The sequence below is a fragment of the Xanthomonas hortorum genome, assembly GCF_011305375.1.
In the GTDB taxonomy this organism is placed as follows: Bacteria; Pseudomonadota; Gammaproteobacteria; order Xanthomonadales; family Xanthomonadaceae; genus Xanthomonas; species Xanthomonas hortorum_E.
Genome location: NZ_VCME01000020.1, coordinates 93,011 through 119,845, shown reverse-complemented (window position 1 = coordinate 119,845; position 26,835 = coordinate 93,011). Strand labels below are relative to the sequence as shown.

The following is a 26,835-nucleotide window of genomic DNA, read 5'->3' as shown; positions in this document are numbered from 1 at the left end:
CGCGATTTTTACAGAGCGCTGCGGGCACGCGGCAAGGAGGGCAAGGTCGCCCTTGTGGCGGTGATGCGCAAGATGCTGGTCATCCTCAATGCGCGCGTGCGCGATGAAAGAGCCGCCATGCAGCCCGCCTGAGCGCATTTGACGGCCATGCGCAAACGCAAAAAAGCGTGCCGGCCAGCGGCCGGCACCTACCGATGAACGCGCCTGAAGGAAACCGCTCAAAGGTCGCGGGTTGAGGTCCTGATCAACACAGTTGCTACACGGACGTACTTGCGGCGTGTCCCGCGATGGTGGGCGGGCAAGGGCCCTGCAACCAAGCCGCAGATCAGCCGCTCTGCAACTGATCTCTCCACCTTCGACTCATGTCACCGGGTCTACGTTTCAAATCTTGGCGGTTTCGCTCGGTCGCCCAAAAAACCGGTACGTCGAATATGCGGCACCCTCGCCTCATCAAGGCGTTGGTCGGTGGCTGGATGAAAAAAAGCCTGCCTATCGCGCAGATTCGGCTAATGCAGGGCATCGCGCTGCCGCGGTTAACTGCAGCGCGGTGCCAAGACTCACGGAAACGCCGGCGGGTTCGCCTGCCACGCAGCGAAGACCTCGGCCAGGCTGGCACGTTCTGCTTCACGCCAGTCCGGCAGCAGGCTGGCGTAGTTGGCGGTGCTGCTCCAGCGTTCAGGCCAGGTGCGCACGGCGGCGGCATACCACTCGACCGCTTCCTGCTTACGCCCGGCACGCCACAGCGCCAGCGCCGCAGTCGTGGGCAGCCATTGCGGCGTGGCCGGGCGGCCGTTGGCCAGGTTGGCCCACAGCTGCAAGGCCTTGTCGGCCTTGTCGGCACGCAACAGATCCCAGCCGTAGTTCCAGGTGATAGCGCGATATTGCTGGCTACCACTGGAAACCAGGCCCAACGCCCCCTGGTAGAGCTCGTCGCCTAACTGGGTGCGCCCACCGGCATAGGCCAACGAGGCCAGTTGCGCGCGCGGCTCGGCGGCACGTGCATCACGCTGCACCATCGCGGCCAGACGGTCGACCACCGCATCGCCCTGCCCCTGCACGGCGACCACGGCTTTGGTGGTGCCGCGGTCTTCGTCGAAATAGAACTCCTTGGGCTTGGGCAGGCTCTGCGCTTGCGCCAACGACCACACGCTCCCGAGCAGGGCCAACGCAATGGCCCATGCGAACTTCGTTCTCACTGGTTTTTCCCCTTGCGACACACGACAAACCCCAACCCTGTCCCATCCTAACCTCAGTGTCGCTGCGATGCACACCCGGTGTGCCAGGCATGTGAATAGCGGCTGTTACAATTGTTAGGCCGTTTTGGAGCCCTGGGTTCCAGCCACCCTTTCCGGGCAAGCCATGACCAGTACTGCTGCACTCTCTTCCCCCGACTCTGCCAACACGCCGGAGCTCGGCCAGGTGGATGCGGATTACACGCTGGAGCACAAGTACACGCGCGCCGATGGCCGCATCTACTTGTCAGGCGTGCAGGCGCTGGTGCGGCTGCCGTTGATGCAACGCCTGCGCGATGACGCCGCCGGCCTTGCGACTGCCGGCTTCATCAGCGGCTATCGCGGCAGCCCGCTGGGCGGTTTCGATCTGGAGCTGTGGCGCGCGCGCAAGCATCTGGACGCGGCCAGGGTGACCTTCACCCCCGGCCTCAACGAAGACCTGGCCGCCACCATGGTCTGGGGCACCCAGCAGACCAATCTGTTCCCCGGTGCCAAGGTGCAGGGCGTGTACGGCATGTGGTACGGCAAGGGCCCGGGCGTAGACCGCAGCGGCGACGTGTTCAAGCACGGCAACGCCGCCGGAACTTCGCCATATGGCGGCGTGCTGGCGCTGGCTGCCGACGACCATGCCTGCCGCAGCTCGACGCTGCCGCACGGTTCGGAAGAAGAATTCGTCAGCGCGATGATGCCGATCCTCAACCCGGCCGGGGTGCAGGACATCCTGGACATGGGCCTGCTCGGCTGGGCGATGAGCCGCTATACCGGGCGCTGGATCGGCTTCAAGACCATTGCCGAGACGGTGGAGTCTTCCGCGTCGGTGGATGTGGATCCGTTCGCACGCACGATCGTGCTGCCAGAGGACTTCGCGTTGCCGCCAGGCGGCTTGAGCATCCGCTGGCCGGACCCGCCGGTGGATCAGGAAATGCGTCTGCACCGCTACGCGATCGCCGCCGCGCAGGCATTCGCGCGCGCCAATCACATCGACCGCGTCGTGCTGGATTCGCCACATGCACGGCTGGGCATCGTCACTACCGGCAAGAGCTATCTCGATGTGCTGCAGGCTCTGGAATACCTGGGCCTGGATGCGCAGGCGTGCGCGCAGATCGGCATCCGCGTCTACAAGGTCGGCATGACCTGGCCGCTGGAGCCGGTGGGCATCAGCGCGTTTGCGCAGGGGCTCGAAGACATCCTGGTGGTGGAGGAGAAGAAAGCCTTCATCGAGCGCCAGATGAAGGAGCTGTTCTACAACTGGCCGGCCAGCGCCGGTGCGCGGCCGAGCATCGTCGGCAAATACGACGAGCACGGCGCGTGGATCCTGCCCTCCACCGGCGAGCTGACGCCAGCCACGATTGCCGCGGTGATCGGCAAGCGTATCCAGCGATTTACGCTTCCATCCAGCGCGATGACCGACTCGATCGAACAGCGGCTGCGCTGGATGGACAGCAAGGAAGCCGAAATGGCCTTGCCGCGCGCGCTGTTTCCGCGCGTGCCGCATTACTGCTCCGGGTGCCCGCACAATACCTCCACGGCGGTGCCGGAAGGCTCGCGTGCGCTGGGCGGCATCGGTTGCCATTACATGGTGACCTGGATGAACCGCTCTACCGACACCTTCACCCACATGGGCGGCGAAGGCGTGACCTGGTCGGGGCAGGCGCCGTTCACCGAGACGCCGCATGTGTTCCAGAACCTGGGCGACGGCACCTATTTCCACAGCGGCTCATTGGCGATCCGCCAGTCGGTCGCGACCGGCGTCAACATCACCTACAAGATCCTCTACAACGATGCGGTCGCCATGACCGGCGGCCAGCCGGTGGACGGCACGCTCACCGTGCCCGACATCGCCCATCAGCTGCGCGCAGAAGGCATCCACGACATCGTGGTGGTGAGCGACGAGATCGGCAAATGGACGCGGCGACGCGAGCGTTTTCCCAGCGATGTGACATTTCATGACCGTGGCGAACTGGATGCGGTGCAGCAGCAGTTGCGCACGGTCAAGGGTGTGTCGATCCTGATCTTCGATCAGACCTGCGCCACCGAAAAGCGCCGCCGTCGCAAGCGCGGCAAGTTGGTCGACCCACCCAAGCGCGTCATGATCAATTCGCTGGTCTGCGAAGGTTGCGGCGATTGCGGCGAAAAGAGCTTCTGCGTGTCGGTGCTGCCCAAGGAAACCGAATTCGGTCGCAAGCGGCAGATCGATCAATCCAATTGCAACAAGGATTATTCCTGCGTCTCAGGCTTTTGCCCGAGCTTTGTCACCGTGCATGGCGGCAAGCCGCGCAAGGGCAAACAACGCGATGCCACCGCGCTGTTCGACACGTTGCCCGCGCCGCCACAACGCACCGCGCTGGAACAGCCCTGGAATATTCTGATCACCGGCGTCGGCGGCACCGGCGTGGTGACCATCGGTGCGTTGCTCGGCATGGCCGGGCATCTGGAAGGCAAGGGCGCCACCGTGCTGGACCAGACCGGGCTGGCGCAGAAGGGCGGCGCGGTGACAACACATATCCGCATCGCACGCCGACCGGCCGATATCCACGCGGTGCGCATCGCTGCCGGCGAAGCGGATCTGGTGCTGGGCTGCGACATGGTGGTGGTCAACGATTACTGGGCCCTGTCCAAGGTGCGCGATGGCCGCACCCAGGTGGTGCTCAACACTTATGAGGCAATGCCGGGCAACTTCACCACCCAGCCGGACCTGCAGTTCCCCGCTGCCGAGATCATCGCTGGCGTGCGTACCGCATTGGGCGGCCAGGAGCCGCTGTTGCTGGATGCCACGCAACTGGCCACCGCGCTGCTGGGCGATGCGATCGCCAGCAACCTGTTCGTGCTCGGCTATGCCTGGCAACACGGGCTGGTGCCGTTGTCGCATGCGGCGCTGATGCGCGCGATCGAGCTCAACGGTGCGGCGGTGGCGATGAATCAGCAGGCGTTCGCGTGGGGGCGATTGGCTGCGGTCGATCTGCCGGCAGTGCGGCGCGCTGCGGGCTTGCCGAGCGTGGGCGACTCGGCCATCGCGCATGGCGATGCGCCGCAAGCGCGTGCGCCCGGCAATTGGGAAGACCACGATCTCAGCGGTCAGAGCGCGCCACGTGCGTTGGCGCAAAGCACGGGCAATACGCTGCATGGCGATGTCGATGCGCCGACGCATCCGCTTGACGACGAGCAGCTGGCGCAGTCGCTGGATGAAGCAATCGCGCGCCGCGTCGGCTTTCTGACCGATTATCAGGATGCCGCCTACGCGCAGCGCTATCGCGCCCTGGTCGAACGCGTACGCACGCACGAGGCGCAACATGCGCCCGGCAGCAGCGCATTGAGCGAAGCGGTCGCGCGTTATGCCTTCAAGCTGATGGCCTACAAGGACGAATACGAAGTGGCGCGGCTATACACGCGCGGCGACTTCCAGCGCCGGCTGCAACAACAATTCGAAGGCGACTACACGCTGCGCTTCCATCTGGCGCCGCCGTTGCTGGCAAAGAAGGATGCGCACGGCAACCTGATCAAGCGCGAGTACGGGCCGTGGATGTTCAACGCCTTCAAGCTGCTGGCGCGGTTGAAGTTCCTGCGTGGCGGCACGCTCGATGTGTTCGGCTATAGCGCCGAGCGGCGTGGCGAACGCCAACTGATCACTGATTACGTTGCAACGGTGGAAACGCTGCTGGAGCGCCTGGATGCCGACAACGTCGGCCTGGCCGCGCAGATCGCCAGCATTCCCGAACACATCCGCGGCTATGGTCATATCAAGCACGCGCATCTGCACGAAGCCAAGGCACGCGAGGCCGCGCTGCTGGTGCAGTGGCGCAATCCCAAGGCGTTGCATGTAGTGCAGGCGGCTTGATGTCGCCGAACGGTTACATCGGGGATATGTAACCGAACGAACTCATTCGCCAGCACAGCGCGGTCCAGGGCTTAAGGTGTAGCAAATCCCAAGCGGAATGTAAGCGAACGGCGACATTGAATCCATGTCGCCGATCGCTTACATTCAGACCATGGACACTGTGCGTACCCCTGCCGACATCGGCAATGTTATCCGCGCCACTCGCAAGAGCCGGGGCTGGGATCAGGCACGTCTGGCCAATGAAATCGGCGCGAGCCGGCAGTGGATCGTCGATATCGAGAAAGGCAAGCCACGCGCCGAGCTGCAACTGATCCTGCGCGCGCTGCAGGTGCTGGGCCTTGAGCTGCTGCTTGCCCCGGGTGGCGCCGATGCTCGACATCGTCTTCCACCCGACCGCGCAGCCATGCCATCGATCAACCTGGATGACATCGTCGAACGCAATCGCACCCAGCGTCCGCTCAGTTCGCTTTACGCGTTGAAGAACGTGGGCAAGCCGAGTGCATTCCATGTCCTGGAACCTTCGCAACGCACCGGCCCGCGCAAATCGCAGCAGCCGTCTGCAGAGGCAGCAGAGACTGATGCGGCGAATTCACAAAACGCTCGTGCACCAGACATCGGTAGCAAGACCACACCTGCCACACCAAAAGCGCGATCAATCAGCAAGAAGAAGGCCAAGTGAAGCTGATTGCACTGATGGGCAGCCAAGTGGTCGGCCAGTTGGATGCCGACGCTACTGGCCGTGCGCGATTTGCTTACGACCCTGCCTGGCGAGCGTCGGCGAATGCGATACCGCTTTCGTTGAACATTCCGCTCAGCCGGGAGCATCACCCAACCGATGCGGTCAACGCGGTGGTCTGGGGCTTGCTACCCGACAATGAAACCACCTTGCAACGCTGGGCATCCAGATTTCAGGTCTCGCCACGCAATCCGTTGGCGCTGTTGTCGCATGTCGGCGAGGACTGTGCCGGTGCGGTGCAATTCGTCACTCCAGCCCGGCTTGAGGACGTCATGTCCGGCGCCAACGACAGCATCGAGCCTCTCACCGAGAGCGCGTTGGAAATGCGCCTGCGCAGACTGCGCCAGGACGTCGGTGCAGCACGCCAGATCGACGACGTCGGTCAATTCAGTCTGGCCGGCGCGCAGGCCAAGATTGCCTTGCTGCACGACGGACAGCAGTGGGCCATCCCGGCCGGACGCATTCCAACCACGCATATTCTCAAACCACCCAGCGGCGAATACGACGGCTTCGTCGAGAACGAACTGTTTTGCCTGCGCCTTGCGCGCAAGATCGGCCTGTCGACTGCAGCGGGCCAGGCGCTGAGGTTTGGCGATGAGACGGCCATCTGTGTCGAGCGCTATGACCGCATCGCAACCCAGGGCACGCTGCTGCGCATCCATCAGGAAGACTTCTGCCAGGCATTGGGAGTGATGCCGCAGATCAAGTATCAACACCAGGGTGGCCCGGGACCAACCGAGATCGCGCAGCTGCTGTGGATGCACTCCTCGCACGCGCGGCAAGACGTTGAAAGCCTGTTTCAGGCCTTGGTCTTCAATTACCTGATCGGCGGCACCGATGCGCATGCGAAGAACTATTCGTTGTTGCTTGGCCAGGCGGGACAAGTGCGACTGGCGCCGCTGTACGACATCTCCAGCGCCCTGCCTTATCCGCATCTGCAACAGCGCAAGATCAAGCTGGCGATGAAGATCGGCAGCCACTATCGCTGGTGGGATGTCCGTTCAAGCGATTGGCAACAGCTTGCGCTGCAGATGCGCCTGGAGGCATCGGCTTGTCTCGCGTGGATGCGCCTGGCTGCCAATCAGCTGCCGGACCAAGCGCAGGATCTTGCTATCGAACTTCGAAGCGAAGGCATCGAGCATCCAATCCTGGACGCGCTGGTGGACGCAATCCACGCCGCATGTCAGCGGGCGCTCAAACTACTGCAATCAGTTTGAGGCACCGACACGACCACCACGTCGCCAAGCACCGATAACATTCGAAAAAGCAGCTGGTTACAGCGGGCGCAGCAAGCGCAGCCCAAACCAGTCCTTGGCATCGTTCCAGCCGTGCGTGACTTTTAGCCCGGCGGCGGCGGCAAGCTCCGCGAAGCGGGCGTCGGTGTATTTGTAGCTGTATTCGACTTGCATCGCCTCGCCTTCGGCAAAGTTGAAGTCCTTGCCGCCTACGTGCACGTGCTGGGCGCGTTGACTGATCAGAAACGTCTCGATGCGGCCGCGTTCGCGTGCATACACCGCATGGTGACGGAAGCCCTCCAGATCGAAATCGCTGCCAATCTCGCGGTTGAGCCGCGCCAGCAGATTCAAGGTGAATTCGGCAGTGACGCCAGCGGCATCGTTATAGGCGGCCTCGATCAGCGCGGCATCTTTGTCGAGATCGATCCCGATCAATGCGCAACCATCGCTGCCCATGGTCTGGCGCATCGCATCCATCAACTCGATGGCGGCGGCGTCGGTGAAATTGCCCAGCGTGGAACCGGGGAAGAACACCAGATGCCGACGCGCCGGGCGCTGCGCATCGGGCAACCGCAATGGCTTGGTGAAGTCGGTGCACACTGGCAGCATCTGGATCTGCGGAAATTGCTGGGCCAGCCGCGCTGTGCTGTCGAGCAAGGCGCTGCGCGAGATTTCCAGCGGGGTATAGGCCACCACATCGCGCAGGCCCTGCAGCAGCAACTCGGTCTTGCGGCCACTGCCGCTGCCGTACTCAACCACATGCACCTCGGGGCCGATCGCCTGCGCGATCGCCGGCATGCTGGCTTCCAGCAGACGCAATTCGGTGCCGGTGAGGTAATACTCCGGCTGCTGGGTGATGGCTTCGAACAACTGCGAACCGCGCGCGTCATAAAAATACTTGGACGGCAGCGTCTTGGGCGTCTGCGCCAAACCCGCCAGCGCATCGGCGGTGATGTCGTCCGGTTGCGGTTGCAGATCGGTCAGCGCGGCGTGAGCGCGTTGGGTGGCATGGGCGGCGGCGTTCAAGGCAGATCCTTGGCAAGGCGCACGCCGGCAAACTGCCAACGCGCATCGGATGGGAAAAAGTTGCGGTAACTGGCGCGGATATGGCTGGCCGGTGTGGCACAACTGCCACCGCGCAGCACCCATTGCGCATTCATGAATTTGCCGTTGTATTCGCCCAGCGATCCGTGCCACGGCGCGAAACCCGGATACGGCAGATACGCACTGCCGGTCCACTCCCAGACATCGCCGAACAACTGCTGCAGGCCGGTATCCACCGCTTCGGCGCCGCGTGGATGCAGCGCGTCGGCATCGACGAAGTTGCCTTGCACCGGCACACCGGTCGCGGCTTGCTCCCACTCGGTTTCGGTGGGCAAACGCGCGCCGGCCCAACGTGCGAAGGCATCGGCTTCGAAGAGACTCAGATGGCACACCGGTGCATGCGCATCGCGCGCACGCCAGCCATCAAGCGTGAACTCGCGTCCATCTGCATCCCAATACAACGGACGCTGCCAGCCCTGCGCCTGCACCATCGCCCAGCCATCGCTGAGCCAGGCGCCGGCGCTGCGGTAACCACCAGCGTCGATGAATTCCTGGAATTCGGCATTGCTGACCACGCGATGCGCCAGCGCATGCGCGCCGACCAGAACACGGTGACGCGGCGATTCGTTGTCGTAGGCAAACGCTTCGGATTGCGGCCACGCGGCTGCACCGATCTCCACGATCTGCTCGTCGCGCGCATGCCAGCGCAGCGTGCTGGCAATGGCGGCGGGCGGTGCGGGCGCATCGCGATAGGCCGGCTGCAACGGATTGCTCCACAGCGCATGCTTGATGTCGGTGAGCAGCAACTCCTGGTGCTGCTGCTCATGCTGGATCCCGAGTTGCACGATGGTGCAGGCCTGGGCGTCTAATTGCCCATCGCGCAAGCGCTGCTGCATCTGTGCATCGACCGCAGCGCGGTAATCGCGCACCTGCTGCAACGAGGGCCGCGATAGCACACCGCGGCGTGCGCGCGCATGCATCGGGCCGACGCTTTGGTAGTAGCTGTTGAACAAGAAATCCCAGGCCGGATCGAACACGCGGTACGCAGGATCTGTCTGCAACACGAAGCGTTCGAAGAACCAGGTGGTATGCGCCAGATGCCATTTGCTGGGGCTGGCGTCGGGCATGCTCTGCACCATCGCGTCTTCGGCGCTCAGCGGTGCGGCGAGGCGATCGCTCAACGCGCGGGTCTGCGCGAAGCGTTCCAGCAGGGTCAGCTGCTGTTGCTGGTGGTCGACCAGCACGGGGGAGATTGCAGACATGGGCATATGCTTGAGGAGCGGCCGTGAACGCGCCGTGTCGGCAGCGTGGCAGCCAGCGGTAAGCTGTGGTCATGTCCACGTCTTCCCTGTCCAGCCTGCTCTCCGCCCCCATCGACTGGGCACATCGGCAGCAGGCATTCGCGTTACCTATCGACATCACGTATCTGGATGCCGCCTCGCGCGGGCCGCTGTTGCGCGCCGTGCAAACGGTGGCGCGTCAGGCTATCGACGCGATGGCCACGCCCTGGCAGCTGCCATTCGATGCATGGCTGCACGACATCGAATGTTTGCGTGCGCTTGCCGCTGGCTTGTTCGACCACGACACCGATGGCGTGGCGATGCTGCCCTCGGCCGCGCATGGGTTGGCCACTGCCGCACGCAACCTGCCGCTGCAACGCGGCGAGGCGGTGTTGCTGCTGGAGGGACAATTCCCGTCCAACTTGCTGATCTGGCAACGGCGCTGTGTGGAAGTCGGTGCGCATATCGTGGCGGTGCCGACGGCCGGCGGCGACGCACTCACCGATGCGGTATTGCAGGCGATTGCCGACACTCCTGCGTTACGCATCGTGACGCTGCCGCACGCGTACTGGCTGGATGGGCGGCAACTGGACCTGGACCGGATCAGCACAGCGGTGCACGCGCGCGGCGCGGCATTGGTGCTGGATCTGAGCCAGAGTCTGGGCGTGCTGCCGACCGATCTGCCGCGCTGGCAACCGGATTTTGTGGTCAGTGTCGGCCACAAATGGCTGCTCGGGCCGATGGGACTGGCTTGGCTGTGGGTGGCACCGCAGTGGCGTGCGCACGGCGTGCCGATCGAAGAACACTGGATCGGCCGCGATGCCGGCAGCAGTTGGGACTTTCCGGTCGCCAAAGCGCCGCCGTACCGCAGCGGTGCACGACGGTTCGATGCCGGCGGCGTTGCCGATCCCTTGCGGATCGCGATGGCGACGGTGGCATTGCAGCAAGTCACCGCATGGCAACCGGCACGCATTGGACAGGCGCTTGGTGCGCTCACCGCGCAGTGGGACGCGGCCTTGCACGCACGTGGTCTGGGCGGCTGGTCCACGCCTGGGCATGCACCGCATCTCACGGCCTTGCAGCCGCCAGCAGATCAGCTGGATGCAGTGGCGGCAACGTTCGGCAAATTTGGTGCGATCTGCACACGGCGGCACGGGCGTTTGCGTATCGCACCGCACATGAGCGTTACCGAGCAGGCACTCTTACGTTTGATTGCGGCGCTGCCAGACGGATGAGGCGGTAAGCCAGCGCTTGTAGGAGCGGACCTGGCCGCGAAGGGGCGTTACCGGGGTAATGCCTCATCGCGGCCAGGTCCGCTCCTACGCGCTCAACCACGCTGGCTGAGCCGCAACCCACGCGGCGTCACCCAGCGCTCCAGTCCTTCGAACGCCGCCTGCACCAGCAGTGCAAGCACCGCCGCGGGAATCGCGCCTTCCAGAATCAAGCCGATGTCGTCCAGACGAATGCCGGTGAGGATCGGTTGACCATAGCCCCCTGCGCCGATCAACGCGCCCAGCGTGGCGGTGCCTACATTGATCACCGCTGCGGTCTGGATGCCGGCCACGATCGTGCGACGCGCCAACGGCAACTCCACGCGCCACAAGCGCGTCCACGCCGGCAGCCCGATCGCCTGAGCGGTCTGGCGCAGCTCGCGCGGGATCGAGGTGAGCCCGGCATGTGTGTTGCGCACGATCGGCAGTAGGCTATAGAGAAACAATGCGGCAATCGCAGGTTTGGCGCCGATGCCGAACAGCGGAATCATGAAGACGAACACCGCCAGCGAAGGCAAGGTCTGCAGCACGCCGGTCAACGACAGCACCACTTGCCCGAGCCGTGGCCGCCGCGCCGCAAGCACGCCCAGCGGTAACGCGATCACCAACGCAAACCCCAACGAGATGCCGACCAGGGCCAGATGTTCGCGCGTGTGCCGCAGCAGGCGCGTGATACGCGAATCAGCTTCGGATGCGGGCGTGACGCCCAGCCATTGCGCCGCCACCGCCGCCTCGGACTGACGCTCCAGCTTCACCTGCGCGTTGAGCCGCTGCATGGTCGCCTCGTCGATGCGGCCTTGCAGCCCCTGCAATGTCTTCAGCATCGCTGGTGCACGTTGTGCCAGGTCCTTGCGATACAAAAACACGGCCTGGTACTCGGGGAAATACCGGCGGTCGTCGCGCAGCACCTGCAAGTGGTAATACGGAATTTCCGCATCGGTGCTGTAGAGATCGGTGACTTCGATCGCCCCGGTCTGCAGCGCGCGATAGGCCAGATCGTGATCGAGCCCGGTCGCAGTCTGCGGCAATGCATACGCCGCGCGTACGCCAGGCCAGCCATCGGCGCGTTGCATGAATTCGTTGCTAAGGCCGATGGTGAGCGTTGGATGCCGTGCAAGATCCGACATCGTCGCGATACCGAGCGCCTGTGCGCGTTCGGCACGCATGCCGAAGGCATAGGTGTTCTGGAAGCCGAGCGAGTCGGTCATCGCCAGTCCGCGCGCGTCCAGTGCGGCGCGCAGTTCGGCCTGGCTGGCCTTGGGCAGCTGCAGCAGTTCCTGCGCCAGCGTGCCGGTGTATTCGGCATAGGCATCGATCTGCCCGGTCTCCAGCGCGCGCCACAGGATGCGCGTGCCACCGAGCTGCGCGCGATGCTGCACCTCCACACCATCGCGCTGGCCGGCGGCGGTGGCGATCTCGCCCAGCAAAACCGCTTCGGTGAAGTTCTTCGAGCCGATCGTCACCTGCGCGGCCTGCGCGCCGGCACTGCAGATCAGCACACACAGTGCGAGCAGCACGCGCGCGATCATGCGGCGTCGCCGATGCTGCGCTGCGCAGTGAGAAAGCGCTGCACGAACGGATCGGCCGGATGTTCGAGCAAGCTGCGTGCACTGCCCTGCTGCACCACGCGGCCGGCGCGCATCAGCACCAAGGTGTCGGCCAGATACGCGGCTTCGGCCACGTCATGCGTCACCAGCACCACGGTCTTGCCGAGCTGGGCGAACAGTGCGCGCATCTGCGCTTGCAGGTCGTAGCGCACGATGGGGTCCAGCGCTCCCAGCGGTTCGTCCAGCAGCAAGGCCGGTGGATCCAGCATCAAGGCGCGGATCAAGCCCACACGCTGGCGCTGCCCGCCCGATAGCTCGGCCGGGTAGCGCCTCAACAATTCCGGCGGCAACTGACACAGCGTGCACAAAGTCTCCAGACGCTCATCGATGCGTTGCCGCGTCCAGCCCAGCGTCTGCGCCAGCAAGACGACATTGCTGCGCGCATCCAGATGCGGAAACAGCCCACCTTCCTGGATCACGTAACCGATGCGTTGCCGCTGCGCCTGCAGGCTGGCGCGTTGCAGCGACGTGCCGTCGAAGGCGACCGTGCCGCTGTCAGGCCATTCCAGCCCCACCAGCATGCGCAGCACGGTGGACTTGCCGGCGCCACTGGGGCCGATCAAGGCGGTAGTGATCCCGCTGGCGAATGTCAGCGTGACTGCATCGAGGGCAATGGCCTGGCCGTAGCGACGGCTGACCTGGTCGAGAGTGAACATACGCACGAGCTTGCCGAACGTGGTGTCAGATGAGCGCGAAGGCAGCCGTGCCGGCGCCCATCACCGCGGCGGCGCCAGCAACTCGCGCGCGCTCAGAGAGCCATCGCCGTTGGCATCCTGCCGCGCGAAACGCTCGCTCAGCGTGGCGCGATGGGCCGCGCGGGTGATCGGCTTGCCGCGACGACCCGGCAGCTCATCGCCCTGCAGCACGCCGTCGTGGTCCAGGTCGCGTTGGTCGAAGGCGTAGCTCATCCAGGCCAGATATTCGTCACGGCTGACACGTCCATCGCCGTCGGTATCCATCCGTTGCAGATACTGCTGGCTGTCCTGTACCTGGGCCTGCGCGACAAGCGCAGGACCGCACACACCACACACCATCAGCATGCTACGCACGATCGAGCCATGCGATCCACGCGCGCGCACATCGGCACGCGTGCCACCGCGCTTAAGAGCCACTCAGCGCATAACCCTTGAGCCGCGCCGCATACGCCTGCAAGGCGGCATTGCCGCTGGCTTCGGCCTCATGACACCACTGCTGCAGGTGCTTGAGCCGTTCGGAGGCATCATGGCTACGCGCTTCCAGCACGGCGGTCAAGCGCGCCCGGTACTCGACCAGCGTGCGCATGCGTGGGCGCTCGGCCACCCAGCGCTGCAACTGTTCGCGCGCGTCGGGCTTGAGCCAGCGTCCGTCGTCGACCAGGCCCTTACGCAAGCGGCGCGGCAGCAACTGCCGCAACTTGGCGCCGGTGGCGGCAGCTTCTTCGCGCAGTGCCGGCTTGAGCACATTGCGTTGGTAGTCGGTCATGGCCTGGAAGCGATGCGACAGCAAGGCCTTGAGTGTGTCGGCATCGGGCACGGCGATGTTCGGGCGGATATCCAGCGATGGCGCAACGCGCAGCACCTTGGCCAGACCCAGGGCCTGCAAACCGCGAATCGCGACCCAGCCGATATCCAGCTCCCAGCGCCGCATCGAAAACCGCGCCGAGCTCGGGAACGCGTGATGGTTGTTGTGCAGTTCTTCGCCACCGATCCACAGCGCCCACGGCGTGAGGTTGGTGGAAGTGTCGGCGGATTCGAAATTGCGATAGCCCCACCAGTGGCCCAGGCCGTTGACCACGCCGGCGGCCCAGAACGGAATCCACGCCATCTGGATCGCCCACAACGCAATGCCCGGCAGGCCGAACAGCACCGCGTTGATGACCAGCAACGCGATCGGGCCGGCGTTGGCATGCGGGGTATATAGGTGACGCTCGATCCAGTCGGTCGGTGCGCCCTTGCCGTACTGCTCGATATCGGCACGCTGCGCGCGCGCTTCGCGGTACAGCTCCACGCCGCGCCAGAACACCTGGCCGATGCCCTTGGTCTGCGGGCTGTGCGGGTCTTCCTCGGTCTCGACCTTGGCGTGATGCTTGCGATGGATCGCCACCCATTCACGGGTGATCATCGAGGTGGTGAGCCAGGTCCAGAAGCGGAAGACGTGCGCAACGACCGGATGAAAATCCACACCCCGGTGCGCCTGGCTGCGATGCAGGTACAAGGTCACCGCGAAGATGGTGAGCTGGGTGAACACCAGCAGCACCGCCAGCATGCTCCAGACGCCCAGCCCGGCCACGCCGGAGGTCAGCAAGTCGATGATCGGATCGGACAACATCGGCAGTTCCACAGCGGCGCCATCTCTTTGGTCGATGCAGACATGATGGGGGCGATGACGGCAAACTTCACCCTTCGGATGCGTAGGGTGAGCCCTGCATTCCTAAAGCGGTTCACACGTCTCCTTTCCTCACTTGGTTGATGTCATCCGTATGACTGTTGCTGCCGATTCTGCTGTCGAAAATGCCGTCCCGTTGATCGAACTCGACCAGGCCAGCGTGATGCGTGGGCAGGTGCGCGTGCTGCACGCCTTGAGCCTGCGCATTGCACTGGGGCAACACACCGCCATCCTGGGGCCCAATGGCTGCGGCAAATCCTCCTTCATCAAACTGATCACGCGCGAGCTGTATCCGCTGGTGCGTGCCGACGGCCAGCCGGCGGTGAAAGTGCTGGGCCAGACGCGCTGGCAAGTGGATCGTTTGCGCTCGCAGCTGGGCATCGTCACCGGCGATCTAAGCGTCAACCTGGCCGACATGCCGGGGCTGGATGTGGAGAGCGCGGTGCTGTCCGGGTTCTTCGCCAGCTACGTAGTGCCGCCGCATCGCGACGTCAGCGACGACATGCGCGCGCGGGCACGTGAGGCGCTTGCATTGGCGCGCGCACTGCCGCTGCTGGATCGGCAATTTGCCGAGTTGTCGGCCGGCGAAACCCGCCGCGTGCTGATTGCGCGGGCGTTGGTGAACCGGCCGCAGGCACTGCTGCTGGACGAGCCGTCCACCGGTCTGGATCTGCTCGCGCGGCAACACCTGCTCGACAGCATGCGTCACCTCGCCCAGCAAGGCATCACGCTGGTACTGGTGACCCACCACATCGAAGAGATCGTGCCGGAGATCGCGCGGGTGATCCTGCTACGCGCCGGCAGCGTGGTGGCCGATGGCACGCGCGATGCGCTGCTCACCGACGCCAGCCTCTCGGCAGTGTTCGACGGCCCGGTGCGGGTGCAGCGCGATGGCGAGCGTTATTGGGCGACGGTTGGGGAAGGCTGAGTTGCTTGCGGGCGACGGGGCGCGGAGCGGGGGGCTGGGGTAAGGGTACGGGGTGAAGCCACACGTGGAATCAGATGACACCAGGCTTCGCTCGTACCCTCACCCGCCCCTGTGGGGCACCTTCTCCCGTGGGGAGAAGGAACAGCGGTTGATCGCGCGACGCGTGTATTCTCCCTCGCCATCCATCCAACATCCCGTCGCCATGACCGCGCTCCGCCGCCCACGCTTTCTCGCCCTGATGTCGTTGCTCGGCCTGCTCTCGGCCTGCGGCGGTGAACCGCGTCCTGCCATGCCGGCACCTGTCGTGCAGGCGCCCTCCGCCAGCACGCCCAAGCCGGTGAAGATCGGCGTGGCGCTCGGGGGCGGCGCGGCCAAGGGCTTTGCGCATATCGGCGTGATCAAGATGCTCGAAGCCAACGGCTTTGCGCCGGTGGTGGTGTCGGGCACCAGCGCCGGCAGCGTGGTCGGCGCGTTGTATGCCAGCGGCATGGACGCGTTCCAGATGCAGGAAAAAGCCGTTGCACTCGACCAGACCAGCATCCGCGATGTGCGGATCTTCTCCGGCGGGCTGGTGCAGGGCCAGAAGTTGCAGGACTACGTCAACGAGCAGCTCGGCGGCAAACCGATCGACAAATTGCGCAAGCCGTTCGCTGCAGTGGCCACGCGGCTGGAAGACGGCGAGCGCACCGTGTTCGTACGCGGTAATGCCGGTCAGGCGGTACGCGCATCCAGCAGTATTCCCGGCGTGTTCGAGCCGGTGACCATCGGCCAGTACCACTACGTCGACGGCGGCGTGGTCAGCCCGGTGCCGGTGGATGCCGCGCGTCAGCTCGGCGCCGAGTTCGTGGTGGCGGTGGATATTTCCAGCAAGGCCAGCGGCAAGAATCCTGGCGACCTGCTCGGCACGGTCAACCAATCGATCTCGATCATGGGCCAGCGCCTGGGCGAGGCCGAACTCAAGCGTGCCGATGTGGTGATCCGCCCCAAGGTCAGCGACATCGGTTCGGCCGATTTCAACCAGCGTGGCGCGGCCATCCTGGAAGGCGAGCGCGCCGCGATGGCGGCGATGCCGCAAATCCGCGCCAAGATCGCGCAGTTGCAGGCGCAGCGCAGCAGCGCTACCCGCACGGCCGCCGATCAGGCTGCCGCCGCAAAAGCGGAAGCGTATCGGCGCTGTCTGGAAGAGCGCTCGCGCTGGGAGAAATTGCGCGGCAAGGAAGAGGCCTGCGTGGCGCCGTGATGCGGCCAAGACCGCTCTTGTAGGAGCGGCCTTGGCCGCGATGCGTTACCTGTAACGCATCAGCATCATCGGCAACGCCTCAATACCGCCAACGCAACGACACGCTGACAAACCGCGGCTCGCCGTAATTCTGATAATCCAGATTGGCCCAATAGGTCTTGTCGAAGGCGTTGCGCACCGCCAGCGTGGCCGTCCACTGATCGCTGATGCGATAGTTGGCGTTGAAGTGCACCAAGGCGTACGCGTTCTGCACCACGGTCACCGGTGTGGTGGCGCCGGTGCCGTCACCGGTGGGGCGCTCGATATTGAAACCGCGTACCGCGCTCTGCCAGCTGACGCCGCCGCCGATGCTCAGGCGCTCCCAGACGCCAGGCAGGCGCAACTGCGTGGACAGCTGCAGATAATCCTCGGGCAGGTTGGCGTAGATCGCATCGGTGGGCGGGCGCGTCACCTTGACGTGGGTAAAGCCGGCATTGACGGTCCAGCCGGGCAGGATCTCGCCGTTGATATCCATTTCCCAGCCACGGCTCTTGGTGCCGTTGATGCCGATGTAGGCCGAATTGCCGTCCGGCAGCGAGGATTCCGGCTGGGTCATGTCGCGCACGGCGAAGTTGTCCTGCTTGGCCTCGAACACGGCGGCGGTGGCCATCGCATGGCCGTCGAGCAATTGCGCCTTGATGCCGGCTTCCAGGTTGGAGCCTTCCACCGGCGCGAGCAGGTTGTTGTCCTTGTCGCGGTAGTTCTGCGGATTGAAGATTTCGGTGTAGCTGGCGTAGAGCGAGACGTCCGGCACGATGTCGTAGACCAGGCCGACGTACGGGGTGACTTCGTCGCTCACTTCATAGCGGCCGCTGGTGCCGGTGTAGGTGCCGCTGGTGTCGAAGGCCTGGGTGCGGGTTTCCCAGGAACTCAGGCGTGCGCCAGCGATCAACGACAGCGGGTCGGCCAGACGAAACCGTGTGGAGGCATACACGCCGCGCTGGGTGGTGCGCGCTTCGCTGCGTCGGCCGGTGCGCGCATAGGTCACTTCGGACGCATTGCCATCCCAGTTGCGGATATTGGGTATGAAATAGCAGCGCTCGGGCGGACCGAAGTCGTTGGGGCAGGTGGCCCAGTCGTCGGGATAGGTCTGCGCCACGCCGTAGGAGGTCGATTGCAGATCCTGCCAGCTGCCGCCGACCACCACATCGTGCTGGCGCCCGAACAACGAGAACCCACCGGACAGATACACATCCACGCTATCGCGGGTGTCTTCGGTCTCGCCGGCAGCGGTGCGTAGAAACATGCCGCTGCCATCGGCGGCCGGATAGCCGGTGCCGTACACGCGCAGGCTCTGCACATTGCCCTTGGTGTGCGCGGTGTTGACGCGCAACAGCCAGTCCTCGCCGAAGCGTTGTTCCAGGTTGGCGAACGCGGTGCTGGTTTCGCGCTGCCAGCGAGTCCACTCCGGCGCCAGGTTGGTGGAGCGCGACAGGTTGGCCAGCGAGCCATCGGCGGCGAAGAACGGCACCGTGCCCCAGGTCGAGCCGACCGGGCTGTTGTCCTGGCGCTGGTAACCGACGGTGAGCGTGGTGCTGTCGGTCAGATCGCCTTCCAGCACCGCCATGCCCGACATCTTGTTGTCGTGGTAACGGTCGTAGTAGTAATCGCGGTCCTGCCAGGCCGCCACCACGCGGCTGCGCCAGCGCCCGTCTTCGGTCAGCGGTGCGTTGACGTCGGCCTGCATGCGGCGGAAATCCCAGGTGCCCGCGCTCACCGCGAACGAGGCATCGAACTCCTTGCCGGGCCGCTTGCGCAGCAGGTTGACCGTGGCCGAGGGAATGCCCGCGCCGGTGAGCAGGCCATTGGCGCCGCGGATCACTTCGATGCGGTCGTAAAAGACCGTGTCGTATTCCTGGTTGGTGGAACCGCTGTAGGTGGGCAAGCCGTCGACCTGGAAGTCGGTGATCTGGAAGCCGCGCGCGAAATACAACGGACGCTGGGTGTCGTAGAACGACACGTTAACGCCTGTGACGTTGCGCATCACATCGTCGATGCTGAAAAGCGACTCGTCTTCCAGCCGTTGCAGCCCGATCACGCTCACCGACTGCGGCGTTTCCTGCAAGGTCAGCGGCAGCCGCGTGGTGGTGGCCGGCTGCGCGCGGCTGACCGTGCCGTTGACGCTGACCTTGTCGAGCGTCTTGGCGTTACTTGCATCGGCGGCGTGGGCAGCGCAAGGCGTCATCGCCAGCGCGCATAGCAAGGCGGCGGACAGCGTGGCCAGAGGAGCGGAAATCGCGGGCATTGGAGGGGTTCTCATCGATCGGTGCGGACGCTGGGCGTCAGGAAGCTGCAGGCAGGCGTGCGCGTCCCACTCGGGCGACGAGCTGGCTGGCCCTGCGGGGCTGGCGGATCGACGGGGAACGACATGACCGGACGCGGCCAGAAGTTATGCAAATGTAAATCGTTAGCGTTTGAGAGGCAAGTCACACTGTGCCGCCCCGCCCCCATGCAGCGCTGCGGGGGTCAGGCCAGATGCGCCAACGGCAAGCCTTCCGGTGCCTTGACGGTGCGCAGCACGAAGCTGGAATTGACGTCGGACACGCCGGTGGCGTTGAGCAGGCGGTCGAGCAAAAAGCGCGAGAAATGCTCCAGATCGCGCACCTGGACCTGCAGCAGGTAATCCATGTCGCCGGTGAGCGCCCAGCAAGCCACCACCTCGTCCCAGCCGCGCACGCCATCGGCGAAATGCTCGATATCGGCCTGGCCGTGCTGTTCCAACTGCACGCGCACAAACGCCTGCAATCCCAGTCCCAGCGCCCTGGCATCCAGGCGCGCGCCGTAGCCGGCGATGATGCCGGCCGCCTCCAGCCGTTGGGTGCGGCGCAGGCAGGCCGAGGCCGACAGATTGACCTGCACCGCCAACTCCGCATTGCTGCTGCGCCCCTGCGTCTGCAGCAGGGCGAGCAGGCGCAGATCGGTGCGGTCCAGGGCGATGGGCTGATCCATATATTGCGCAGCAGCAGAATATGACGCACGAATCTTGCGCCTTCTGGCGTTTACCGCGCAAGATTCGCAATCCCGTTGCGCGACCATCGGGCTAAGGTGAGCGCTGATCATCGGGAACTGCCGCCGCATGAACATCGCACCGCAACGCGTCGAGAATCAGCTCACCGACAAGGGCTATGTGCCGGTCTACACCACCGCCATGGTCGAGCAGCCGTGGGATGGCTACAGCGCCGACGACCATGCCACCTGGGGCACCTTGTATCGCCGCCAGCGCGCGCTGCTGGTCGGGCGCGCCTGCGACGAATTCCTGCAGGCGCAGGATGCGATGGGCATGGGCGACACCCACATCCCGCGGTTCGATGCGCTCAACGCCGTGCTGCAGGCGGCTACCGGCTGGACCCTGGTCGGCGTGCAGGGCTTGCTGCCGGAGCTGGATTTCTTCGAGCATCTGGCCAACAAGCGCTTCCCGGTGACGTGGTGGATCCGCCGCCCCGAGCAGATCGATTACATCGCCGAGCCGGACCTGTTCCATGACCTGTTCGGGCACGTGCCGCTGCTGATGAACCCGCTGTTTGCCGACTTCATGCAGGCCTACGGCCGTGGCGGAGTCAAGGCGCATGGCATCGGCGCGGACGCGTTGCAGAACCTCACGCGGTTGTATTGGTACACGGTGGAATTCGGCCTGATCGCGACGCCGCAAGGGTTGCGTATCTTTGGGGCCGGCATCGTGTCGTCGAAGGGCGAATCGCTGCATTCGCTTGAATCGCCGGCGCCCAACCGGATCGGCTTCGACCTGCAACGCATCATGCGCACGCGCTACCGCATCGACAGCTTTCAAAAGACCTATTTCGTCATCGACAGCTTCGCGCAGTTGATGGACGCTACCGCGCCGGACTTCACCCCGATCTATGCCGATCTTGCGCAGCAAGCGCAGGTGCCGGCCGGCGATGTGCTGGTCACAGATCGGGTGCTCCAGCGCGGTACCGGCGAAGGCTGGAGTCACGACGGCGATGTGTGAGCGGTGCCAGGGTGTCGCGAGATCGCTGCACCGACTCGACAGCACTGCCCACGCGGACTAAGGTCAAACCTCCCCACACCGCCTTCGCTCAATGGACCTGACGCAGCTACGCATCCGGCGCTTGGAGCTGGACGACACCCGCCTGCTGTTCACCCTGGCCAATGGCATCCGTATTGATGAGCCCATCAAGGCGCATCGGCTGTTGTTCAAGGCGGCGGCGCCGCAGCGCGCGCAGTGGCAGATTACCGAAGACGGTTTTGGGGTGAACTGGCCCGCCGTCGCGCCGCCTACCCCGGAGGGCCTGCTCAACATGCCCGAGCTGTTGTGGCGCCGCCGCAGTGCGCGCGCGCAGACCAAACTGACCACGCTGCGTGGACACCTGGATGCGCTGACACCCGGCGAGCGCGAGCTGGTTGCACTGGCACGGCTGGACGCGGACATGGTCGAAAGCGGCTACGCGCGCTATTTCGACCGCTGGGACGCCAGCACGCGCACTTACGCGCTGCAGGCGCTGGCGGCGATGGGTTCGGCGCAGACACGCCAGGCGATCGAAGGCCTGGGCGCCGTGTTCGAACGCCTGGAAGAAGACCCGAATCTGCTCAGCATCGAAGACATCCTCGACGCCATGAACGAGACCGACCGCCAGCGCGTGGATGGCTGGGAAGAAGTCTATTACCGCCGCTCCGGCGAACTGGCGCGATTGGGGCTGACCCACTATGGGGTGGATAAGGCCTGAGCCGCCGCCACCGCATTGCGGGTGCCGGATGCGTCTTGCCTCAGCCCGGACTCACAGCCGGCACTGCGCATCGTCCACACCGGGCACGCGCTCCCATTGCCAGGTGTCTACCTGCTCGCCGCGCGGCAGATAGTCCACGTCGAACTCCTTGCCATCGCGACGCAGGCGCAGGTGCAGGCGCTCGGTCTGGTTGCCCTGGATGCCGTCCTGCGGCACCGGCCGCACGATTTCATCGCCATTGCGCACGCCAGCGCGCGCGGCCGCCGAATTTGCCATCAGGCCACGCACGATGCGTTTGGGTTCGGCCAGCACCGCCGGCTCGAACCCCAGCACATAGCGCCGCAGCGGTTTGCTGGTTCTGCGAAAGCACGGCCCGAACGCGTCCGATGCGGGCAACGGCGGGGTGCCCGCAAGAAACGCGTGAAACTCCTGCACCGCCGTATCGCCCAGCTCTGCCTTCAGCAAGGACTCCCAGTCTGCCTGGGTCGCATTGCGCTCTTGGGTGATCAGCAACAGTGCACGCAGCAAGTCATCCAGAGAGCGTTGACCGTGCGAGCGCTTGCGCAGCGCATCGTCCACCGTGGCCAGATACAACATGCCGCGGTCATAGGCGAGCGTCCGGATACGGGTGTCTTTCCAGAACCCTTCTTCTATGCGTGCATTGGGTAGAGCGCCCAGCGCATTGGTGTAGTAACGCGCTGCGATAAGGTTGAGAACAGTCAGATACTGCTGCGGCGTGAACAAACCGAAACGCAGCGGCAGGCGGGCCTCGTAAAAGACCGCCGAGCCCTCGCTGAACCAGGTCGTGGACTCGCCACCGTTGCGCGACAGGCGCGGCTGATAGGTGTGGAACATTTCATGCGACAAGGTGACCTTGATCTCGTCCAGATCGGTCTCTGCTGGCGTGCCGTAGGTTGTGATGAAGGACCGGTACAAGGCCGTTCCGCCGCCGGCGTTGACCGGGTTGTAGCGCAGGAAAATCGTATAGGGCCTGGATTCCGGCTGCGGGAACAGTGTTTCGAACTGTTCGTGCAGCTCACCCACCCAGGCGGACAACGCGCTTGCATCGAAGGGCGGTTGCCCCTGCCAGGCAACCGAAAACCCGTCCGCCCGCGGCACGTTCGGCCAACGCCCGACGTCTCCTGCCATGAAGAACAAGCCGGGCAGGCTGCCGGTATCGATGTCCCCGACCTGCACGTTGCCCTCCCCGAACGAGCTCACGCCCCTGGCGCCGGCCGGCAGGTGGCTCAGATCCCAGCCGATGTTCAACGCGTAGATCTGCTCCTCGGGCGGCAGCACCAGAAACATCGCCGAGGTTGCAGAAAACGCATGCGCGTCGTTGCGGAACGAAATCGGCGGGGCCGGGCCGCGCGGCGGCCGCGTTGCGTTGGCCGGTACGCGATAGCGCAGGGTCAGTGGGCCACTGAGCGCACGCGGTGCGGTCCAGACACGCAACTGGCTCTGATCGCCGTTTTCCTGCGCGGTGGCAGCACGTCCAGACAACTGCACCTGGCCGTGCGCATCGGTCGCCTCGATCGAGGCGATGTGCTCGGCGAAGGTGTCCACGTTGTTCACCTGCATCGGCAGCTGCGCCACGATGCCGCCACGCGGGACGGCAAGGTCACCAACACGCAGGCGCACCTCCAACGCGTTCACCTCCCCCTTGTCTGCGTAGGGCGCAAGTTGCAGCTCCAGGGCAACCGGCGCGGGTACCGCCGGCGCCGGGCTGGCCACAGCGCCAGGTGCCACAGTGGTGAGTACGAACAGGAGCAACCAGGAAGTTTTCATACGCGCCGGACGCTGGGGATGGCCGATCATGCCGCCGCTCGAGGCCGCCCACCAGTGTGCCGAAGGTCACGGCGTGCAAGGCAGTGCAATGGCTGCCGTGTCTTGGAATGGGTGATGCGGATGTCTGACGTTTGCGGCGACCGCTCCGTCGCAGTGCCGGGCGGTTGCACTGCGCTTGTGTGGGCGGGCCAAACGGTGACCCCGCAACAAAGACTTGAACTCACAGCCTGCGCACCGCACGACTGCGTCGCGGTCCGAGTTGACCAGTACCTTTCTGGAGTATTTGCCCGATCGCTGGGGCAAACCGCTGATGAAACGCGGAAAAGTGATCATGACGCGCGAACAAGGCCTAAAAGTTCGTGCACTGCGACCTTGGGATTATCTGATCGGCGGCATCGACGCGTATGGGTGACGTGTTGCTTATATCTTCGGTGCCACCGTGTATGCCAACAAGACAACCAACGGTTCTTCCCCGGTTTGCTGCAACGCGTGGGTGCTTCCCGGTCGCGTCAGTAGCGCATCGCCTGCATTGACTTCGTATTGCTTGCCGTCCAGCGCATACAGCCCGCGGCCGCTGACGATGTAATAGATCTCGTCCTTGTCGTGCAGGTGCAGGCCGATGCCGGCGCCTTTGTGCAACACGCGTTTGCGCAGCACGAATTTGAGATCCGGTGCGTCGGCGAAGAATGGGTACGCCGTGGTGGGGCCGGCGCCGCCGTGCGGGCCGGGTTGCGCGCGGGCGAGGTCGCGTTCGTGCACCACCAGCGAGGGATGCGCCTGCGCGGCGCGTTGTGCGGCCGTGTCGGGGGCTGCGCCGCAATCGGCGTCGCGGCGGAGTTGCGGTTTCAGCGCTGGCTGCAGTTGCACCCAGCCATGCACAACCAGGCAGGCGATTGCGGTGGCACCGGCGCGGCTGAAGTGGGTGCCATCGACCTTGCCTTGTTCGGGCACGAACAGGAAGTACGGTTTGGCTGCCTGTTCGCCGAGTGCGCGGATCCAGTCGCTGGAGCTGGCGTTGAGATCGATGAGGGCAACGTGCTCTTGCGCTGCGAGTTGCTGCATGGCCAGCGTATAGCGGCCGTGGGTGTCGAGCAGCGCGCCGAAGTCGTAGAGCAAACGAGCGGCGGGCGTGATCAGGATCGGCGTGGCGCCCTTGTCGCGTGCGGTGGCGATGTAGCGGCGCAGGAACTGCTGATAGTCGCTGTGCGCGTCGGTATAGCGGGTCGGGTCTTCGTGTTTGGCGTCGTTGTGGCCGAACTGGATCAGCAGGATGTCGCCGCGTTGCAGTTGGTTGGCGATGGCGTCCAGGCGTCCTTCTGCGATGAAACTGCGGGTGCTGCGGCCGCCCTTGGCGTGGTTGCGGACCTGCCATTGGGCCGGGTCGAACCAGTCTTGCAGGAGTTGGCCCCAGCCGGCTTGTGGAGCGCGCTCCGGGCCGTACTCGGCGGCGGTGGAATCACCGGCGATGAAGATGCGGTGTGGTTCGGCGCGGGCGAGGTTTGCGGAGAGCAGCAGCAACGATGCGAACAGAAGCAGACGCATGGTGGCTCCGGGGAAGAGTGTTTAGGACAGCGCGGTGTCCCTTCTCCCATCGGGAGAAGGTGCCCGAAGGGCGGATGAGGGTGCGGCGGCATCGGAAATGTTGGACGGCCGTACTGTCGTCTCAAGCCTTTCAAGCCTTTTCCGTTTAGGCCAGCTGTCTTCCGCCGTACCCTCACCCCAACCCCTCTCCCGGCGGGAGAGGGGCTTTAGTGCTTCGGGGGCCGGTTAAGCTGCCGCTGCTGCAGCGGCTTCCGGCTTGCCCAGTACGCCGGCGACGAAGGCGCGGATCTCGGCGTCCTGTGCGTTGTCGAAGAAGCACTGCTGGAAGCGCTCGCCGCCGACGGCCTGCTTGACCAGTTCCGGGTCGATGGCGCGCAGGCCGTCGATGTACGACTTGGCGGTGGCCTGCTTGAGCTGGGTGAGGATGCCGGCGTTGGCGGCCTGCGATTCGCGACGCTCGGCCGGGTAGCCCAGGCCACGCTCGCCGCTGAAGGCCTTTTCGAAGATGTAGCGCACGTTGATTTCCGCGCCCCAGCCGTAGCCCTTGGCGAATGCCAGCGACAGCGCGTTGCCGTTGTTGACCTGGGCAAACAGGTAGGCGTCGGTCGGCTCGATGCAGTAGCCGCAGAACACGCCCGGGTGTGCGTTGAGCGACATCATCGCGCCCTGGCCGGTGCCGCAGCCGGCGACGACGAAGTCCACGGCCTTGGAGTTCAGCAGCAGGCTGGCGACGATGCCCAGGTGGATGTAGGTCAGGCGGTGGTCGTTGTCGCCATCCATGCCGACGTTGAACACGCTGTGGCCCTGCTCGCTGGCGACGTCGTTGAGCTGCTGCAGGATCACCGGGTTCTTGCCGGCCTGACTGAACTCATTCATGAGTGCGATTTTCATGGGATGCTCCGATTGGGTTGGGGAAGTGGTTTGGATGTGGAATGTGTGCGCTTTGGTGCTGTGTCTTGATCCGCTTTTCCGGTGCCTTGTCCGTGCGGGATTAAGGCTCTGAACGAGAACGGAAGAGGTATGCCGGCATGCAGCGCGCGTCTGGTTGATGTACGTGCATGCCGACCCTCATCCGCCCTTCGGGCACCTTCTCCCGACGGGAGAAGGAATGACGCAATGCCCGCGAGAAAGCGCGTTTTTCTCAGCGTGCCAGCCAGCCGCCGTCGACCGGGATGATGGCGCCGTTGACGTAATCCGAGGCGCTGCTGGCCAGGAACACGGCGGTGCCGCCGAGGTCGGCCGGTACGCCCCAGCGCGCGGCCGGGATGCGGTCAAGGATGGACTTGTTGCGCGCTTCGTCAGCACGCAGCTGGGCGGTGTTGTCGGTGGCCATGTAGCCGGGCGCAATGGCGTTGGTGGTCACGCCCTTGCTGCCCCACTCATTGGCCAGCAAGCGGGTGATGCCGGCAATGCCGGACTTGCTGGCGGTGTACGACGGCACGCGGATGCCGCCCTGGAACGACAGCATCGAGGCGATGTTGATGATCTTGCCGCTGCCCTGGGCGATGAAATGGCGGCCGGCGGCCTGGGCCATGAAGAAGGCCGATTTCAGATTGACGTTCATCACGTCGTCCCAATCCTGCTCGCTGAAATCCACCGCGTCGGTGCGGCGGATCAGGCCGGCGTTGTTGACCAGGATGTCCAGGCGGCCCAGGCCGTCCAGGGTTTCCTTGAGGATGCGCTCGACTGGCTCGAGGCTGATCAGGTTGGCCTGGATGGCGATGAAGCGGCGGCCCAGGCCCTTGACCAGTTCTTCGGTCTCGGTCGGCGCCTGGATACCGGCGGCGGCGATGTCGGCGCCCGCCTGTGCCAGTGCCAGCGCGATGCCCTGGCCCAGGCCAGTGTTGGCACCGGTGACCAGTGCGACCTTGCCTTCGAGACTGAACGGATTGCTCATTACCTTATCGCTCCTGCTGGGTGATGCCACGTTGGATGAGTGCGTTGCGTCCGCGCGCTGCGCGGCCACGCATTGATGGAGCTATCGCATTAAC

The 26,835-nt window shown here is 64.7% G+C and carries 22 protein-coding genes and 1 pseudogene; 10 read left to right on the top strand and 13 right to left on the bottom strand.

Going from position 1 to position 26,835, the window contains the following annotated elements:
* Window positions 1-132, top strand: a pseudogene (locus FFY45_RS17315) (IS110 family transposase); the annotation flags it as partial.
* 425 nt (window positions 133-557) lie between these two features.
* On the opposite strand, the gene FFY45_RS17310 reads toward FFY45_RS17315, so the two are convergent.
* Window positions 558-1,196, bottom strand: coding sequence for a tetratricopeptide repeat protein (locus FFY45_RS17310; RefSeq protein WP_006453198.1), 639 nt, complete (start codon window positions 1,194-1,196; stop codon window positions 558-560).
* Between the two features lie 163 nt (window positions 1,197-1,359).
* Between FFY45_RS17310 and FFY45_RS17305 the strand changes: the two genes are divergently transcribed.
* From FFY45_RS17305 to FFY45_RS17295, 3 genes are all read left to right on the top strand, one after another.
* Window positions 1,360-5,067, top strand: a complete 3,708-nt coding sequence (locus tag FFY45_RS17305) for an indolepyruvate ferredoxin oxidoreductase family protein (protein ID WP_176341359.1) — start codon at window positions 1,360-1,362, stop codon at window positions 5,065-5,067.
* Window positions 5,068-5,191: 124 nt separating this feature from the next.
* Window positions 5,192-5,746 (top strand): type II toxin-antitoxin system Y4mF family antitoxin, encoded by a 555-nt coding sequence (locus FFY45_RS17300; RefSeq protein ID WP_255172031.1) that lies wholly within the window; start codon window positions 5,192-5,194, stop codon window positions 5,744-5,746.
* Complete coding sequence (locus FFY45_RS17295) at window positions 5,743-7,020, top strand: HipA domain-containing protein (RefSeq protein ID WP_176341358.1); 1,278 nt, start codon at window positions 5,743-5,745, stop codon at window positions 7,018-7,020. Before FFY45_RS17300 ends, FFY45_RS17295 begins: the two co-directional genes overlap by 4 nt.
* A 57-nt stretch (window positions 7,021-7,077) precedes the next feature.
* On the opposite strand, the gene egtD is transcribed toward FFY45_RS17295, so the two are convergent.
* Window positions 7,078-8,064 (bottom strand): L-histidine N(alpha)-methyltransferase, encoded by a 987-nt coding sequence (gene egtD / locus FFY45_RS17290; RefSeq protein ID WP_176341357.1) that lies wholly within the window; start codon window positions 8,062-8,064, stop codon window positions 7,078-7,080.
* Window positions 8,061-9,350, bottom strand: a complete 1,290-nt coding sequence (gene egtB, locus FFY45_RS17285) for an ergothioneine biosynthesis protein EgtB (RefSeq protein WP_176341356.1) — start codon at window positions 9,348-9,350, stop codon at window positions 8,061-8,063. The genes egtD and egtB overlap by 4 nt, the downstream gene beginning before the upstream one ends.
* Before the next feature lie 65 nt (window positions 9,351-9,415).
* On the opposite strand from egtB, the gene FFY45_RS17280 reads away from it, so the two are divergent.
* Window positions 9,416-10,597, top strand: a complete 1,182-nt coding sequence (locus FFY45_RS17280) for an aminotransferase class V-fold PLP-dependent enzyme (RefSeq protein ID WP_176341355.1) — start codon at window positions 9,416-9,418, stop codon at window positions 10,595-10,597.
* 92 nt (window positions 10,598-10,689) lie between these two features.
* Here the strand turns inward: FFY45_RS17280 and FFY45_RS17275 are convergent, their stop codons facing one another.
* From FFY45_RS17275 to FFY45_RS17260, 4 genes are all read right to left on the bottom strand, one after another.
* Entirely contained in the window at window positions 10,690-12,162 is a 1,473-nt protein-coding gene (locus FFY45_RS17275) for an ABC transporter permease/substrate-binding protein (RefSeq protein ID WP_176341354.1), read from the bottom strand.
* Complete coding sequence (locus FFY45_RS17270; protein WP_176341353.1) at window positions 12,159-12,896, bottom strand: ATP-binding cassette domain-containing protein; 738 nt, start codon at window positions 12,894-12,896, stop codon at window positions 12,159-12,161. The genes FFY45_RS17275 and FFY45_RS17270 overlap by 4 nt, the downstream gene beginning before the upstream one ends.
* Window positions 12,897-12,956: 60 nt before the next feature.
* Window positions 12,957-13,280 carry an EF-hand domain-containing protein gene (locus FFY45_RS17265; RefSeq protein ID WP_217902630.1) on the bottom strand — a complete coding sequence of 108 codons (324 nt, stop codon included), beginning with the start codon at window positions 13,278-13,280 and terminating at the stop codon, window positions 12,957-12,959.
* A gap of 61 nt (window positions 13,281-13,341) precedes the next feature.
* The gene (locus FFY45_RS17260) at window positions 13,342-14,547 is read right to left on the bottom strand and encodes a DesA family fatty acid desaturase (protein WP_176341351.1); all 1,206 of its coding nucleotides are present in this window, start codon (window positions 14,545-14,547) and stop codon (window positions 13,342-13,344) included.
* A gap of 151 nt (window positions 14,548-14,698) precedes the next feature.
* Here FFY45_RS17260 and FFY45_RS17255 point away from each other — a divergent pair, with 151 nt between their 5' ends.
* Window positions 14,699-15,532, top strand: a complete 834-nt coding sequence (locus tag FFY45_RS17255; RefSeq protein ID WP_176341350.1) for an ABC transporter ATP-binding protein — start codon at window positions 14,699-14,701, stop codon at window positions 15,530-15,532.
* A gap of 202 nt (window positions 15,533-15,734) precedes the next feature.
* Entirely contained in the window at window positions 15,735-16,772 is a 1,038-nt protein-coding gene (locus tag FFY45_RS17250) for a patatin-like phospholipase family protein (RefSeq protein ID WP_176341349.1), read from the top strand.
* Window positions 16,773-16,851: 79 nt separating this feature from the next.
* Here FFY45_RS17250 and FFY45_RS17245 read toward each other — a convergent pair whose 3' ends face one another.
* Window positions 16,852-19,056 (bottom strand): TonB-dependent siderophore receptor, encoded by a 2,205-nt coding sequence (locus tag FFY45_RS17245; RefSeq protein WP_176341348.1) that lies wholly within the window; start codon window positions 19,054-19,056, stop codon window positions 16,852-16,854.
* A gap of 221 nt (window positions 19,057-19,277) precedes the next feature.
* Window positions 19,278-19,760 (bottom strand): Lrp/AsnC family transcriptional regulator, encoded by a 483-nt coding sequence (locus FFY45_RS17240; RefSeq protein WP_176341347.1) that lies wholly within the window; start codon window positions 19,758-19,760, stop codon window positions 19,278-19,280.
* Window positions 19,761-19,887: 127 nt separating this feature from the next.
* On the opposite strand from FFY45_RS17240, the gene phhA reads away from it, so the two are divergent.
* Together phhA and FFY45_RS17230 are read left to right on the top strand one after the other, a co-directional pair.
* Complete coding sequence (phhA, locus tag FFY45_RS17235; protein ID WP_176341346.1) at window positions 19,888-20,778, top strand: phenylalanine 4-monooxygenase; 891 nt, start codon at window positions 19,888-19,890, stop codon at window positions 20,776-20,778.
* A gap of 91 nt (window positions 20,779-20,869) precedes the next feature.
* Window positions 20,870-21,514, top strand: coding sequence for a DMP19 family protein (locus tag FFY45_RS17230; RefSeq protein ID WP_176341345.1), 645 nt, complete (start codon window positions 20,870-20,872; stop codon window positions 21,512-21,514).
* A gap of 51 nt (window positions 21,515-21,565) precedes the next feature.
* Here FFY45_RS17230 and FFY45_RS17225 read toward each other — a convergent pair whose 3' ends face one another.
* Entirely contained in the window at window positions 21,566-23,302 is a 1,737-nt protein-coding gene (locus tag FFY45_RS17225) for a M61 metallopeptidase family protein (RefSeq protein ID WP_176341344.1), read from the bottom strand.
* Window positions 23,303-23,561: 259 nt separating this feature from the next.
* On the opposite strand from FFY45_RS17225, the gene FFY45_RS17220 reads away from it, so the two are divergent.
* The gene (locus FFY45_RS17220; protein ID WP_176341343.1) at window positions 23,562-23,714 is read left to right on the top strand and encodes a hypothetical protein; all 153 of its coding nucleotides are present in this window, start codon (window positions 23,562-23,564) and stop codon (window positions 23,712-23,714) included.
* Between the two features lie 8 nt (window positions 23,715-23,722).
* Here the strand turns inward: FFY45_RS17220 and FFY45_RS17215 are convergent, their stop codons facing one another.
* The 3 genes from FFY45_RS17215 to kduD all read right to left on the bottom strand — a co-directional run bounded on the left by FFY45_RS17215 (window position 23,723) and on the right by kduD (window position 26,741).
* A complete protein-coding gene (locus tag FFY45_RS17215; protein ID WP_176341342.1) occupies window positions 23,723-24,844 on the bottom strand; it encodes a GDSL-type esterase/lipase family protein in 1,122 nt (373 codons plus the stop codon).
* A gap of 225 nt (window positions 24,845-25,069) precedes the next feature.
* A complete protein-coding gene (locus tag FFY45_RS17210) occupies window positions 25,070-25,735 on the bottom strand; it encodes an RpiB/LacA/LacB family sugar-phosphate isomerase (RefSeq protein ID WP_176341341.1) in 666 nt (221 codons plus the stop codon).
* Between the two features lie 250 nt (window positions 25,736-25,985).
* Window positions 25,986-26,741, bottom strand: a complete 756-nt coding sequence (kduD, locus tag FFY45_RS17205) for a 2-dehydro-3-deoxy-D-gluconate 5-dehydrogenase KduD (protein WP_023902094.1) — start codon at window positions 26,739-26,741, stop codon at window positions 25,986-25,988.
* Window positions 26,742-26,835 lie beyond the last annotated feature (94 nt).